12 protein-coding genes, 1 tRNA gene and 1 pseudogene are annotated in these 14,377 nt (G+C 24.4%); 10 read left to right on the plus strand and 4 right to left on the minus strand.

All coding sequences use genetic code 11. The features are described from left to right. The first annotated feature begins 82 nt into the window (after positions 1–82). The 6 genes and pseudogenes from prfB (at position 83) to menD (ending at position 6,641) form a co-directional block, all read left to right on the plus strand. Positions 83–1,161, plus strand: a pseudogene (gene prfB, locus H0H63_RS02810) (peptide chain release factor 2). A gap of 45 nt (positions 1,162–1,206) precedes the next feature. Beyond that, positions 1,207–2,598 (plus strand): type III PLP-dependent enzyme domain-containing protein, encoded by a 1,392-nt coding sequence (locus tag H0H63_RS02815; RefSeq protein ID WP_185858491.1) that lies wholly within the window; start codon positions 1,207–1,209, stop codon positions 2,596–2,598. Then, entirely contained in the window at positions 2,586–3,470 is an 885-nt protein-coding gene (speB, locus tag H0H63_RS02820; RefSeq protein ID WP_394798817.1) for an agmatinase, read from the plus strand. The genes H0H63_RS02815 and speB overlap by 13 nt, the downstream gene beginning before the upstream one ends. A 9-nt stretch (positions 3,471–3,479) precedes the next feature. Then, complete coding sequence (gene cmk, locus H0H63_RS02825; RefSeq protein ID WP_185858493.1) at positions 3,480–4,172, plus strand: (d)CMP kinase; 693 nt, start codon at positions 3,480–3,482, stop codon at positions 4,170–4,172. Between the two features lie 26 nt (positions 4,173–4,198). Beyond that, a complete protein-coding gene (gene fabG / locus H0H63_RS02830; RefSeq protein WP_185858494.1) occupies positions 4,199–4,933 on the plus strand; it encodes a 3-oxoacyl-[acyl-carrier-protein] reductase in 735 nt (244 codons plus the stop codon). Between the two features lie 16 nt (positions 4,934–4,949). Beyond that, a complete protein-coding gene (gene menD / locus H0H63_RS02835) occupies positions 4,950–6,641 on the plus strand; it encodes a 2-succinyl-5-enolpyruvyl-6-hydroxy-3-cyclohexene-1-carboxylic-acid synthase (protein ID WP_185858495.1) in 1,692 nt (563 codons plus the stop codon). Here menD and H0H63_RS02840 read toward each other — a convergent pair. The 3 genes from H0H63_RS02840 to H0H63_RS02850 are packed head-to-tail and all read right to left on the minus strand — an operon-like array spanning position 6,630 to position 10,798. After that, positions 6,630–7,226 (minus strand): SanA/YdcF family protein, encoded by a 597-nt coding sequence (locus tag H0H63_RS02840; protein ID WP_238784400.1) that lies wholly within the window; start codon positions 7,224–7,226, stop codon positions 6,630–6,632. The genes menD and H0H63_RS02840 overlap by 12 nt on opposite strands. Positions 7,227–7,238: 12 nt before the next feature. Then, positions 7,239–10,532, minus strand: coding sequence for a preprotein translocase subunit SecA (secA, locus tag H0H63_RS02845; RefSeq protein WP_185858496.1), 3,294 nt, complete (start codon positions 10,530–10,532; stop codon positions 7,239–7,241). Positions 10,533–10,564: 32 nt separating this feature from the next. Next, positions 10,565–10,798 (minus strand): DUF2795 domain-containing protein, encoded by a 234-nt coding sequence (locus H0H63_RS02850; RefSeq protein ID WP_012821710.1) that lies wholly within the window; start codon positions 10,796–10,798, stop codon positions 10,565–10,567. Between the two features lie 140 nt (positions 10,799–10,938). Here H0H63_RS02850 and fmt point away from each other — a divergent pair, with 140 nt between their 5' ends. Both fmt and H0H63_RS02860 read left to right on the plus strand, forming a co-directional pair. Beyond that, on the plus strand, positions 10,939–11,883 hold the full coding sequence (gene fmt, locus H0H63_RS02855; protein ID WP_185858497.1) for a methionyl-tRNA formyltransferase: 945 nt from the start codon (positions 10,939–10,941) through the stop codon (positions 11,881–11,883). Between the two features lie 135 nt (positions 11,884–12,018). Then, positions 12,019–12,285: an HU family DNA-binding protein gene (locus H0H63_RS02860; protein WP_185850353.1), complete on the plus strand. Its 267-nt coding sequence runs from the start codon at positions 12,019–12,021 to the stop codon at positions 12,283–12,285. A gap of 70 nt (positions 12,286–12,355) precedes the next feature. Here H0H63_RS02860 and pdxH read toward each other — a convergent pair whose 3' ends face one another. Then, complete coding sequence (gene pdxH / locus H0H63_RS02865; RefSeq protein ID WP_185858498.1) at positions 12,356–13,009, minus strand: pyridoxamine 5'-phosphate oxidase; 654 nt, start codon at positions 13,007–13,009, stop codon at positions 12,356–12,358. Positions 13,010–13,107: 98 nt separating this feature from the next. On the opposite strand from pdxH, the gene H0H63_RS02870 reads away from it, so the two are divergent. Then, positions 13,108–13,181: transfer RNA gene (locus H0H63_RS02870), tRNA-Met, on the plus strand. Positions 13,182–13,196: 15 nt separating this feature from the next. Beyond that, on the plus strand, positions 13,197–14,369 hold the full coding sequence (locus H0H63_RS02875; RefSeq protein ID WP_185858499.1) for a DNA polymerase III subunit beta: 1,173 nt from the start codon (positions 13,197–13,199) through the stop codon (positions 14,367–14,369). Positions 14,370–14,377: the final 8 nt, after the last annotated feature.

Genomic DNA, 14,377 nt, shown 5'->3' on the forward strand with positions numbered 1-14,377 from the left:
TGAAATTTTTATTTTCCAATTTATAATAAATAAAAAAGATTACAAGTAGATAATTATTATAGAAAATATTTATTTTAGCGTTATGGTAAAAAAAGAAGAAATTCAATCTATTTCTGAAAGAATAAAAAAAATTCATGATCTATTAAAAATAGATCATATTCGAGAATGTTTTGACAAAAAGAAAAAAGAAATATCAGATCCCCATTTCTGGAAAAAAAAAAATCTAAAAATTTTATAGAACAGATGCATCAAATCAAAACATGCATCCAAGATTTTACAAAACTCAAAAATGCATTAGAAGAATTAGAAATAATATACTCTCTTTCTAAGGAAGAAAATTTAGAAAAAGAATTCAAAATACAATTACATAAAACTAAAAATTTAGTTTCAAATATAGAATTAAAAAATCTTTTCTCAGAAAAAGAAGATTCCTTAAATGCTATCTTACAAATTTCTTCTGGAGCAGGAGGAACTGAAAGTTGTGAATGGGCTTCTATGTTAATGAGAATGTATTTCATGTGGGCTGAAAAAAACAATTTTTCCGTGAAAAAAATTCATTCAGTATATGGTGATATTACTGGAATAAAATCTGTAACTCTAGAAATAGATGGTATTTATGCTTTTGGATACTTGAAAGGAGAAAATGGAGTACATAGATTAATACGGATATCCCCATTTGACAGTAATTCCAAACGTCATACTTCTTTTTCTTCTGTTTATGTTTATCCTATGATAAATTACAATATAAACATAAAGGTAAAAACATCTGATATTCAATGGGAAACTTTTCGTTCTAGTGGATCTGGAGGACAAAATGTAAATAAAGTAGAAACAGGGGTTCGTTTACGTCATAATCCTACAGGAATTACGATAGAAAATACAGAATCTCGTTCTCAAATACAAAATAGACAAAAAGCTTTACAACTTTTAAAGTCTAGATTATTTGATCTAGAAATCATGAAAAAAAACAAAGAAAAAGAAAAAATAGAATCCGGAAAAAAAAAGATAGAATGGGGTTCTCAAATAAGAAATTACATTATGCACCCTTATAAATTAGTAAAAGATTTAAGGACCGGTTATGAGACTACAAAAATACAATCTGTAATGGATGGAGAAATAGATATTTTTTTAAAAAAGTTGTTAATTCAAAAAAAAATATAAATATTTGTTTGTCAATTTTTCTCTATTTATTTAGATAATAATTCAATGAAAATTCGTTATGCTGATCTAATAGATCAAACTTTTGATTTTCCTACTGAGGAATTTACCATTAAAAATAATTTTCTAGAATTTCATGGAATTCCATTAATGGATCTTATCCAAAAATATGGAACTCCTTTAAAGTTTACATATTTACCAAAAATATCTCAAAACATAAAAAAAGCTAGAAAATGGTTTGAAAAAGCCATTAATTATAATCAGTATAAAAATAAATATACTTATTGTTATTGTACAAAAAGTTCTCATTTCTCTTTTATATTAGAAGAAACTTTAAAAAATAATATTAGTATTGAAACTTCATATGCTTATGATATAGAAATTGTAAAAAATCTTTATAAAAAGGGGAAAATTAACAAAAGTCTTGAAATTATATGCAATGGATTTAAAACTGAAAATTATATTAAAAACATATCAGAACTCATTAATAACGGTTTTTATAATACTATTCCTATATTAGATAATTCCGATGAATTAGAAAAACTTAGTTCAATTATCCATTTCCCTTTCAAATTAGGAATACGTATAGCTTCTGAAGAAGAACCTAAATTTGAATTTTATACTTCTAGACTTGGAATAGGATATAAAGACATCATTATTTTTTATTTAGAAAAAATAAAAAATAATCCTCAAGTAGAATTAAAAATGTTACACTTTTTCATTAATACAGGAATAAAAGATACTTCTTATTATTGGAATGAACTTTTTAAATGTTTGCATATTTACGCAAAATTAAAGAAAATAGCCCAAGAATTAGACATTTTAAATATAGGAGGAGGGTTTCCGATAAAAACGTCTATGTCTTTCAAGTATGATTATGAATACATGACAAATGAAATTATTTACCAAATAAAAAAATTTTGTAAGGAAGAAAATATATCAGAACCACACATATACACTGAATTTGGAGCTTATACTGTAGGAGAAAGTGGAGGAATTTTATATAGAATACTTAGTCAAAAACGTCAAAATGATAGAGAAAAATGGAACATGATCGATAGTTCTTTTATGACAACACTTCCTGATACTTGGGCTATAAGTAAAAGATTTATTATGATGGCTATAAATCGTTGGAATGATTTTTATGAAAGAGTTTTTTTAGGAGGATTAACATGTGATAGTGATGATTATTATAATTCAGAACAACATATGAATGCTATATATCTTCCTTGTTATCGTGAACATACTCCACTTTATATTGGATTTTTCAATACTGGAGCTTATCAAGATACAATCAGTGGTTATGGGGGAGTTCACCATTGTTTAATTCCTCAACCAATTCATATCTTAATAGATCATGATAATAATAATAATTTCGTATATAGAATATTTCGTAAATCACAAAGACCTAAAGAAATATTAAAAATATTAGGTTATTGAATGCTTTTCATAAAAAAAAAACTTTTGCAGGAATATCTAAAAAATACGCTACACTAGAAAAATCTAAAATAGTACTTATTCCTGTTCCATATGATTCTACTCAAACATGGAAAAAAGGATCTAAAAATGGACCTCAAGCTTTTTTATCTGCCTCAGAACATATAGAATTATATGATATTGAAACAGATTCAGAAGTATATAAAAGAGGGATTTACTTATCCGATCCTATTGTAAATTCTTCAATTTCATCAATAAAAATGGTTAATAAAGTATATCATGCTACAAAAAAATACCTTTTAAAAGAAAAATTTGTAACCCTTATTGGAGGAGATCATTCTATATCAATAGGTAGTATACGAGCTTTTGGAGAAAAATATACAAATTTAAGTATTCTTCACATGGATGCACACGCAGACTTACGTTCTAAATACAAAAATAATCCATATAATCATGCTTGTTCAATGCATGAAGCATCAATCAAATATCCTTTAATACAAATAGGAATTCGAAGTATGGATAGTTCAGAAAAAAAATACCTTCAAAAAGGAAATGTTTTTTATATGCACGTAATTAAAAATAATGATTTTTGGATGCAAAGAGTTATTCATAGGCTATCTGAAAATGTATTTTTAAGTATAGATATAGATGTTTTTGATCCAAGTATAGCTCCTTCTACGGGAACTCCGGAACCAGGTGGGTTGCATTGGTATACAACTTTAGAATTTTTGAAAACAGTTTTTCAAGAAAAAAAAATTATAGGGTTTGACATCGTTGAACTTTTACCAAATAAAAAAGAATCTTCTACGGACTTTTTAGTAGTCAAACTTTACTATAAATTATTATCGTATAAATATGAATTAATCAATAAATAATAATAAAAGATGAACCATAAAATCATTATAGCTGTAGATGGATATTCTTCATCTGGAAAAAGTAGTTTAGCAGAAGCTATCTCTAAAAAATTAAAATATAAATATATAGACACCGGATCTATGTATAGAAGTATAGCCTTATTAGCTATAAGAAAAAAAATTTTTAATAGTGATTTGTGGAATACAAAAAATTTCATTCCTATTCTTAGGAATATAAATTTTAAATTTAAATGGAATAAAAAATATAAAAAAACGGATATTATTTTAAATAATGAAAATATACAATCTGAGATTAAAACCCTTCAAGTAACAAAAAAAGTGAGTTTAATCGCTCAAATACCAGAAATTCGTGAAAGATTAACGATTATACAGAGAAATATTGGAAAATACAAAGGAGTAGTGATGGATGGAAGAGATATAGCAAATTCTATTTTTCCTAAATCAGAATTGAAAATATTTATGAAAGGATCTATAGAAGTTCGTTCTTATAGAAGATACAAAGAACTTAAAAAAAGAGGAGTAGACATTACATATGAAGAGGTTAAAAAAAATATTTCTCAAAGAGATTTTATGGATACTTCTCGTAAAATTTCTCCACTCAAAAAATCTATAGATTCTATAGAAATAGATAATACATTTCTCAGTATAGAAGAACAATTGAATTTTGTATTTAGACTAATAAATAATCAACATCTTTTATAAAATAAAAAAATATAATGATCAATCATATGAAATTATTAAATGGAAAAATAGCTATAGTTACAGGTGGATCTGGAGATATAGGAAGATCCATCGTAAAAACTTTTTATAAACATGGAGCCAATATTATTTTTACATTTTTTTCATCTGAAAAAGAAGCAAAACAATTGGCTTTTGAACTAAAAAGTTCGGTAGAAGCATATCAAATTGATCTTTCAAATTTAAGTTCATCCGAAAATTTAGTAAAAAAAGTTATAAAAAAATATGGAAGTATAGATATATTGGTAAATAATGCCGGTATTATAAAAGATAATTTTTTACTAAAAATATCAAAAGAAGATTGGGATTCTGTAATAAAGACTAATTTATATTCTGTTTTTAATTTAACCAAATATGCTATTTATCCAATGATAAAACAAAAAAAAGGAAGTATCATAAATATGAGTTCTGTTATAGGAATAACAGGAAATATTGGACAATCTAATTATGCAGCATCTAAAGCAGGAATTATTGGGTTTACTAAATCTATAGCTAGAGAATTAGGTAAAAAAAATATTCGTTGTAATGCTATAGCTCCTGGATATATTACTACAAAATTGAATTCTCATCTTCAATCTAAAATAAAAAAAAATTGGATAAAAAACATTCCATTAAAAAGACCAGGAACCCCTCAAGATATAGCTAATTGCACTTTATTTTTAGCTTCAGATTTATCTAATTATATTACTGGTAGTGTTTTAAATGTGAATGGAGGACTCATTTAAATTATCATAATTAATAATGTATTCAAATAAAAAAATTGTACAAAGTTTAGGTGAAATTTTAAAAGCAAAATCGATATTTAATATCGTAATATCTCCAGGATCTAGAAATGCCCCTATTATTATACATTTTACGCAATACAATATTTTTAATACCTATAGCATTGTAGATGAACGTTGTGCTGCTTTTTTTGCCTTAGGAATTGCACAAAACATAAAAAAACCTGTAGTTCTTAGTTGTACATCTGGATCTGCTGTTGTTAATTATTATCCAGCAGTTACAGAAGCCTTTTATCAAAGAATTCCACTTATTTTGATTACTGCAGATCGTCCAAAAGAAATCGTAAATGTATTTGAAGGACAATCTATTCATCAGGAAAATATTTTTCATCATCATGTAGAAATATCTGTTCAACTTACAGAAAATGAATCTAAATCATCTTTATGGTACAATGATAGATTAATTAATGAATCCATAAACAAATGTATTTTTAAAAAAAAACCTATACATATTAATATTCCTTTTTCAGAACCACTTTATAAAACTACAGATCGTTTACAAGTAAAACCTAAAATTATAAAAACTATTCCTATAAAAAATTATATTGAAAAACCTAAATATTATGAAAAAGAAAAATATCTATGGAATAAATATAAAAAAAAAATGATTTTATTAGGATTATTTTATCCAGAAAAAAATATGAAAAATATTTTAAGAAAATTAAGTATAGATCCTTCTATTGTTATTTTTACGGAAACTACTTCTCATATATATGGAAAACTTTTTTTCTCAAATATAGATCAACTTATTTTTAGTATGACCATTCAAGAATGGAAAAATCTAAAACCTCATATTTTACTAACTATAGGAATAAATATTATATCCAAAAAAATAAAATTCTTTTTAAGAAAATTTCCACCAGTATATCATTGGCATATAGGAAGTAATTATGAAAATTATCCAGATACTTATTATAAATTAACCACTTATTGGCCTATAAATCCAGAATTATTTTTTAAAATTTTTTATAATAATTCTATTTATCAATGTACTTCAGACTATAGATATAAGTGGGATCAGTTAAGAAAAAAAAGAATAAAAAAACATAAATTTTTTTTAAAAAAAGAAAAAAGTTTTTCAGATCTAAAAGTCCTTTTTTTTGTGTTTAAAACTATTCCTAATAATTCTATTCTTCAATTAGGAAATAGTATGATAATAAGATATTATCAACTTTTTGAAAAAAAAAAATGTACTATTCAATCTTATTGTAATCGTGGAACTTCAGGAATAGACGGATGTGTTTCAACTGCTATAGGTACTTCGGTAAGTAGTAAAAAAAGAGTTACATTAATTATTGGAGATATAAGTTTTTTTTATGATAGCAATGCTTTATGGAATAATTATATTCCAAAAAATTTCAGAATTATACTTATAAACAATAGAGGAGGGAATATTTTTCGATTTATATCAACAAAAAAATTACCTAAAATAACATTGAATTTTTTCGAAACAAAACATATTTTTTCTGCAGAAAAAATATGTGAAATGTATAACTGGGAATATGAAAAAGTATCCAATCAATCTTCATTAAAAAAAAGTTTATCTTCTTTTTGGAAAGAATCAGATTTTCCTTGTTTATTGGAAATAAATACTTATAAATATAATAATTCAAAAATTTTGAAAAAATATTTATCTTATTTATCTTCTTAATGTTATAAGAAAAATATCCCATAAAACTTTAATTCTAGAAAGAATTTCTCTTATGTGCATTTTACTGTCAAAAGACAGACTTTTAGCATTAAATCCAATAACATCTAATCCTAAACAATTTCCAATAAAAATAGCTCTTTCATTATGAAATTTTTGAGATATAATCGTAAACTTTTTTTGATTAAAAATTTTATAAACTCTAAAAATTGAGTGTAAAGTGTTAATTCCATAAAAATCCTCATATATAAAATGAGAAGAAATTCCTTTTTTTATCAATTCATTTTTCATCATATTCGGTTCGTTATAATTTTTATCTATATTATCCCCGCTTACAATGATATAACGTATTTTTTTGTGATGAAAAAGAAATAAAACTGCATCCATTCTATACTTAAAATAAACATTTATCCCTCCTCCATGTAAATATTTTGAAGTACCAAGAACTACTCCAAATGTATTATATGGAATATAATCTATATAATCGTAATTCTTTTTTACTGACCATAAGCTGATTCCAAAATAACAAAAAAGAATAGATGAAATTATAATAAAAAATATGCGTTTAATTTTTTCTAAAAAACACAATCATATTGTTGTCTAAATAGAATCATCCTCTATCACCCATTTTCCTTTCTCTAAAAAAGATTCTACTTGTTTGAATTTAATATTTTTAGTTTCTCCTGTAATTAAATGACGAATATTTATTCTATTATTTCTACCTAATTTTTTTCCATTTTTTCCTTTCATCATTAATAAATAATTCATATTAATATGATTTTTTGGAATACATAAAATATTTCCTATTACTATAGTAGATTTTAATAAGAAGGAAATAATCGTCCTATTAATATCATAAACTCTTTCTTGAAATAAATGGAAAGCATTTTGTTTATAAACAATAAGAGGATCTTTTTGTTCAAAAACTGCATTTTGCACAGTATATCGTAAATTATCCATTTCTCGTAAATGTTCTTTCCATTTTTCATCCATAAAACACAATATAGTTTTTTTTTCAAATATTGATAATAAAGATTTTCCTTTAGTAGAATCAAATCTTTTCATATCAGATATAGTAATAATATTTTGAAATCCATCTGTGAAAATAACCTGTATTTGATAATCTTCTTTATTTTTCATAAAAATATTAGATATAATAGGGTTTATTTCTTGATGAATCATTTTTTCCTTTTTTTTATCATAAAAATTTACAATAATATCATGAAGTTTATTTATAATATCTCGTTCTTTGCATGATAAAAAATTTCTTTCTTCAAAAGGAAATTGAATTCCAAAAATTTTTAAAAATTCATATTCTAAATTTTTAAAATCATTCATAGATTTATTGATACTGATCATTACATCCAATAAAACATAAATCATGTTAGAAATATCTAAATTTAATTCTTCTCCACACAATGCATTTTTACGTTTTTTATAAATAAATTCTCTTTGTTTATTAATAACATCATCATAATTCAATAAACGTTTTCGTATGCTGAAATTATTATCTTCTATTCTTTTTTGTGCTTTTTCAATAGATTTTGTTAATAAAGGATGTTGGATAATATCTCCTTCTTTATGTCCAAAACGATCCATTAATTTTGAAAGTCTTTCTGAATCAATAAACAAACGAATTAAATTATCTTCTAATGATACATAAAATTGAGAACAACCCGGATCTCCTTGACGTCCAGATCTCCCTCTTAATTGATTATCTACTCTTCTAGAATCATGTCTTTCTGTCCCTAAAACTGCTAATCCTCCATTTTGTATAACTTCTTTAGACAATTTAATATCTGTTCCTCTACCTGCCATATTAGTTGCAATAGTTACAGATCCAGAAAGACCTGCTTTTGCTATTATATCCGCTTCTTTTTCATGTAATTTTGCATTCAAAACATTATGTTGTATTTTCCTAAATTTTAAAGCTCTACTTAAAAACTCTGAAACCTCTACAGAGGTTGTTCCAACAAGAACTGGTCGTTTTTTATGCAAAGATAAATGGATTATTTTTTCTATAATAGCATTGTATTTTTCTCGTTTAGTTCTAAAAACAAGATCTTGAAGATCTATCCTTTGAATAGGTTTATGTGTCGGTATTACTACTACATCTAATTTGTAAATATGCCAAAATTCTCCAGCCTCTGTTTCTGCTGTACCGGTCATTCCAGATATTTTCCTGTACATTCTGAAATAGTTTTGTAAAGTTATCGTTGCAAAAGTTTGACTTGAAGATTCTATTTGTACATTTTCTTTTGCTTCTATAGCTTGATGTAGTCCATCAGAATACCGTCTTCCTTCCATGATACGACCAGTTTGTTCATCTACTATTTTAACTTTACCCGTTAAAACAACATAATCTACATCTCTTTCAAATAAAGTAAATGCTTTTAAAAGTTGATTGATAGTATGTATTCTTTGTGATTTAATAGAAAAATTTTTTAAAATTTTTTCTTTTTTTTCAATTTCTTTTTCTTTGGAAAAGTTTTTCTTTTCCAATTCTGCAAGTTCCAGATTTACATCTGGTAATACAAAAAAACCGATATCTTCTACATTTATAGATAAAAATTCAATCCCTTTATCTGTTAATTCTACGGTATTATTTTTTTCATCAATAACAAAATAAAGATCTCTATCTACTTTATAAATATCTCTTCCATAATCTTGTAAATATTGACTCTCTGTTTTTTGTAAAATTACACGTACATTATCTTCACTTAAAAATTTAATTAAGGATTTTTTCTTCGGTAACCCACGATATGCTTGAAATAATTTAAATCCACCAAGTTTTTTTTCTCCGTTTTTGATTAAATTTTTAGCATCTTGTAAAAGATGATTGACCACTATATTTTGTTTATTTACAATTGTTTCAACTTTTTTTTTAAATAATTTAAACTGATCTTTATTATCTTTTTTCATATCTACAGGACCAGATATAACTAAAGGGGTACGTGCTTCATCTATTAAAACAGAATCTATCTCATCTATAATAGCATAATTTAATTCCCTTTGAACTAATTCTTCTTCAGAAGAAGCCATATTATCTCGCAAGTAATCAAATCCAAATTCATTATTTGTTCCATAAGTAATATCCGCTTGATAAGCTTTTTTACGCATTATAACATCTGAAGATGAATAATTATCAATACAATCCACTTGCAATTGATGAAATTCCATTAAAGGGGCCATCCAACTCATATCTCTTCTAGATAAATAATTGTTTACTGTTACAATATGAACTCCTCTTCCAGATAAAGCATTCAAATAAGCAGATAAAGTGGCCACAAATGTTTTTCCTTCTCCTGTAGCCATTTCTGCTATTTTTCCTTGATGTAATACTATCCCTCCCATTAATTGTACATCATAATGAACCATATCCCAAACTATCGATTTTCCATATGCATCCCATTGATTTTTCCAAATAGTTTTTTTATTTTCAGATAAAAAAACATAAGATTTCGTTTTTGACAATTTTTGATCAAAAATAGTAGATTTTACAACAAGTTTTTTCTTTTCTTTGAAACGTCTAGCCGTTTCCTTAATTATAACAAAAGCTTTAGGTAAAAGATGTATTAGTATTTTTTGTTCTGTTTTATAACATTGTTCTTCGATTTTTTCTATATTTGAGTATATATTCTCCAATATACTAATAGAACAAAATTTTTCTTTTATTTCTCTCAACAATGTTGTTTTTTCTTCATTAAATTCTTTAGTACTATCTTTTAGAACTTTTTTTAAATCCTTAGTTTGATTTCTTAACTCATCATCAGATAATAAAGATATTTTTTTTTCTTCTTTTTTAATTTGAATTAAAAAACTTTTAACCTCTTTGAGGTCTCTATCATTTTTATTAACCAATAATTTATTTAATATTTTTCTTATAAAACTCATTAAATTAAAAATACATACAAAAAATAAATAATTTAAAGTTCATATTCATCTCTATTCCAATAAAAATCCTCATCATCACGTGGATAATCAGCCCATATATCTTCTATAGATTCAAAAACCTCTCCTTCTCCATTTTCTAATTGTTGAAGATTTTCAACAACCTCTAAAGGAGCTCCGGTACGAATAGCGAAATCAATCAATTCCTCTTTTGTTGCTGGCCAAGGGGCATCTTCTAAATGAGAAGCTAATTCTAAAGTCCAATACATAACAACTTATTAATATTTTTTTCTGTTTTTTTATTCAAAAAAAATGATATTTTTATATATTTGATTTTCAAAAAATAAATGAACTTTTTCATTAAAAATTACAAGATAAAATTAGTGAATTTAAATTACAAATAAATTACATGAAAAAGTTTCCAAAAATTGTATTCATAGGTTCTTCTCTTTTTTCACTTTCTTCTTTAAAAGAACTGCATATTCAACAGTATAACATAGTAGGAATCGTGACAAACCCCGACAATCCCAAAGGAAAAAATTTTTCTCCTGTAAAGAGATATGCTTTAGAACAGAATATTCCTTTTTTACAACCCAAAAATCTTCTTGATCATTCCTTTTTCAAAAATTTAAAAATATGGAATCCTGATATACAAATTGTCGTTTCCTTTAGGATTTTACCTAAAAAAATATGGAGTTATCCAAAAATGGGATCTTTTAATTTACATCCATCTATTCTTCCACAATATCGAGGAGCAGCTCCTATTAATTGGGTAATTATAAACGGAGAAAATAAAACTGGATTGACTACTTTTTTTATAGAAGAAGAAATAGATGAAGGAAAAATTCTTTTACAAAAACAAATAACAATAGGAAAAGAAGAAACTGCAGGAGAATTAGAGAATAAACTAAAGAAAATTAGTGGATCCATAGTGATAAAAACTCTTGAAAAGATTTTAAATCATAAAATAAAACCTGTAATACAAAAAAACATTCATTCTTTAAAATATGCTCCAAAAATATCTACTAGAGATTGTAGAATACAATGGGAAGATCCTTCTATTGAATCTATTTATAATAAAATAAGAGGGTTAATTCCTTATCCTTCTGCATGGACATTATTATTTTTTAACAAAAAAAAATTTGTTAGATTTAAAATTTTTATGATCAAAAAAACATGTGAAATTCATTATCTACCAGTTGGTACTATATTGATTTTATCAAATGAAATGAAAATTTCCGTTAAGGGTGGTTTTATATCTATTCTTGAAGGACAAATAGAAGGAAAGAAAAAAATGAATATTAAAAACTTAATTAATGGTTTAAAAATTAGAAAAAATCTTTTTGTACGATAGATAAAAAAAGGGGAGTATTAGATGATAGTTATTTATATTCTTATATTCTTTATTTTTTTATATTTGCTTCATTAATTATAAGATTTTTTTATAGTTATTTTATAGATAATTAATTAAAAATTAATATATAAATTCATGAATAAAACAGAATTGGTTAATTCAATAGCTGAAAAAACTGGAATAACAAAAATAAAAGCTAAAAATGTTACAGATGCATTTATTGAAACAGTAATTGAATCTTTAAAAAAAGGAGATAAGGTAACTTTAGTAGGGTTCGGAACCTTTTCTGTTGTAGAAAGAAATCCTAGAAATGGAGTAAATCCTAGAACTGGAAAAAAAATATATATTCCAGGAAAGAAAGTTGCTAAATTCAAAATAGGAGCAGAATTAACAAAGTTGTAAAAAAAAAAAAAAAATAGAATCGATAAAGTTTGTTTACGTGATAGCAAACTTTATCTAGTTCTATTTTTTATCATGGAGATAATCTATATAAAGACCATTTGGTTTCTTTATCTAAACTATAAACAAGTCGATCATGAAGTCTTTTGTTTTGTCCTTGCCAAAACTCCATTTTATATGGTTTAATAATATATCCTCCCCAATAAAAAGGTCGTTTAATCGTTTGATCATAAAAAAAATTATTCCATTTTTTATATTGTTCTAGTAAATATTCTTTTGACGAAATTTTTGAACTTTGTTTCGAAGCCCAACACCCTATTTGATTTTCTTTAGGTCTTTTATGAAAATATTTATCTGATTTTTCTTTTTTCGTTTTATATGTTATTCCCTTAATAATAATTTGTCTTTCTGTATTTTTCCAATAAAAAGAAATACATACTTTTGGCATATATTGAATAGACCTTCCTTTAAAACTATAATAGTTTGTATAAAAAATAAACCCTTCTTTAGAATACTCTTTTAATAAAACTACTCTAGTTTCTGGACATCCATCTTTTCCTATAGTGGAAATAGACATAGCGTTAATTTCTTCATTGTTTTTTTTTGACAAAAATTTTTCTTGTTCAAACCATTCATGAAATAATTGAAAAGGTTCTTTTGGAACTTTAGATTCTAATAAAGAATTACTATGATAGTTTTTTCTATAATTAGTTAAATCAAAAATCATAATATTTTTATTTTTAAGATAAAATTACCACTTACTTAATAAATAAAAATATACTAACTTTATTTTTTCGGAAAAGATGATTTTTTAATTTTTAAAAAGGCGTGATAGCTCAGATGGTTAGAGCGTTGGATTCATAACCCAGAGGTCGGGGGTTCAAATCCCCCTCACGCTATATATACTAAATAATATGTATTTTTTTGTTTTTAGTTATTCTCTATTACAAAAATTACATTCATTATATGAAATCATAAGATACTCAAAATTGGATATTCTTACATTAGAAATTATAAATAATAATCAATTAAAAATTACGGGATCATATGATTCATATAATAATATAATAAAGACATATGTAAAAATACATGTAAAAAAAAATACCCAAAAAAAAATAGTTATTTCTATTAAATTTATGATGGATATTCTAAGTACATTTCCAAATGAAATGCTTTCTATAGAGAAAAAAAATAATGTACTTAATATTTATTCAAAACAAGGAATTTATTCAATTCCTATTTTGATTCAAAAAAATCTATTATCGAAAAATAGATTTATGTATGGTAATAATAATACTTCTTCTTTTATAAGAATTACTTTATTTTCAAATATACTTTCAAAAATATTAAATAAAACCTTATTTTCGGTTGAAGATGGATATGATTATGATAACAATATTATAAATGGAGTGTATTTTAAATTTTTACCTAATAGAGCATATTTTGTTGCTACAGATAATTTTCGTTTGGTAAAATATACCATCAAACACATTCTTAAATTAGATAAAAATATAGAGTTTATTATCCCAAAAAAATCTCTTGAAATAGTTAAAAGAATTTTGATCATCGAAAAGAAATGCAATGTGATTATTGAATATCATAAAGTAAATATCATTTTTCGATTTGAACATCATACTTTTTCATGTAAATTAATCCGTGAACAATATCCAGATTATAATTCTTTTATTCCCAATTATAATGGAGATATAGCTTTTGTAATTAATAGACTTTTATTATTAAATACTATTAAAAGAATTTTACTTTTTTCTAATAAAAAAAATTTTTTTATTCATTTTCAATGGAATCATAATAAATTAAAAATTTATGAACAAAATTCGATTAATAATCATTATTTTGATTCAAAAATTCAATGTAATCCTATTTTTTATGATGGAAAAAAAATAGAAAATATTCAAATGGATTTTCATTCTCAATTCTTAATTGAAACTTTATTATCTATAAACGAAAAATTTATTCTTTTTGAACTATATTATTCAAATAAAATAGGTATTTTAAAACCTTTTTATAAAAAAAAAAAAGAAGAATCAATTTTTATATTAATTATGTCTACAATCATAATATGTTAATATCATAC

This window comes from Blattabacterium cuenoti (assembly GCF_014251655.1).
GTDB classification, from domain to species: domain Bacteria; phylum Bacteroidota; class Bacteroidia; order Flavobacteriales; family Blattabacteriaceae; genus Blattabacterium; species Blattabacterium cuenoti_I.

Coding starts and splice junctions, on each gene's coding strand:
- H0H63_RS02815 (WP_185858491.1), top strand. CDS start 1,207: ATGAAAATTCGTTATGCTGATCTAATAGATCAAACTTTTGATTTTCCT.
- cmk (WP_185858493.1), top strand. CDS start 3,480: ATGAACCATAAAATCATTATAGCTGTAGATGGATATTCTTCATCTGGA.
- fabG (WP_185858494.1), top strand. CDS start 4,199: ATGAAATTATTAAATGGAAAAATAGCTATAGTTACAGGTGGATCTGGA.
- menD (WP_185858495.1), top strand. CDS start 4,950: ATGTATTCAAATAAAAAAATTGTACAAAGTTTAGGTGAAATTTTAAAA.
- secA (WP_185858496.1), bottom strand. CDS start 10,532: ATGAGTTTTATAAGAAAAATATTAAATAAATTATTGGTTAATAAAAAT.
- H0H63_RS02850 (WP_012821710.1), bottom strand. CDS start 10,798: ATGTATTGGACTTTAGAATTAGCTTCTCATTTAGAAGATGCCCCTTGG.
- fmt (WP_185858497.1), top strand. CDS start 10,939: ATGAAAAAGTTTCCAAAAATTGTATTCATAGGTTCTTCTCTTTTTTCA.
- H0H63_RS02860 (WP_185850353.1), top strand. CDS start 12,019: ATGAATAAAACAGAATTGGTTAATTCAATAGCTGAAAAAACTGGAATA.
- pdxH (WP_185858498.1), bottom strand. CDS start 13,009: ATGATTTTTGATTTAACTAATTATAGAAAAAACTATCATAGTAATTCT.
- H0H63_RS02875 (WP_185858499.1), top strand. CDS start 13,197: ATGTATTTTTTTGTTTTTAGTTATTCTCTATTACAAAAATTACATTCA.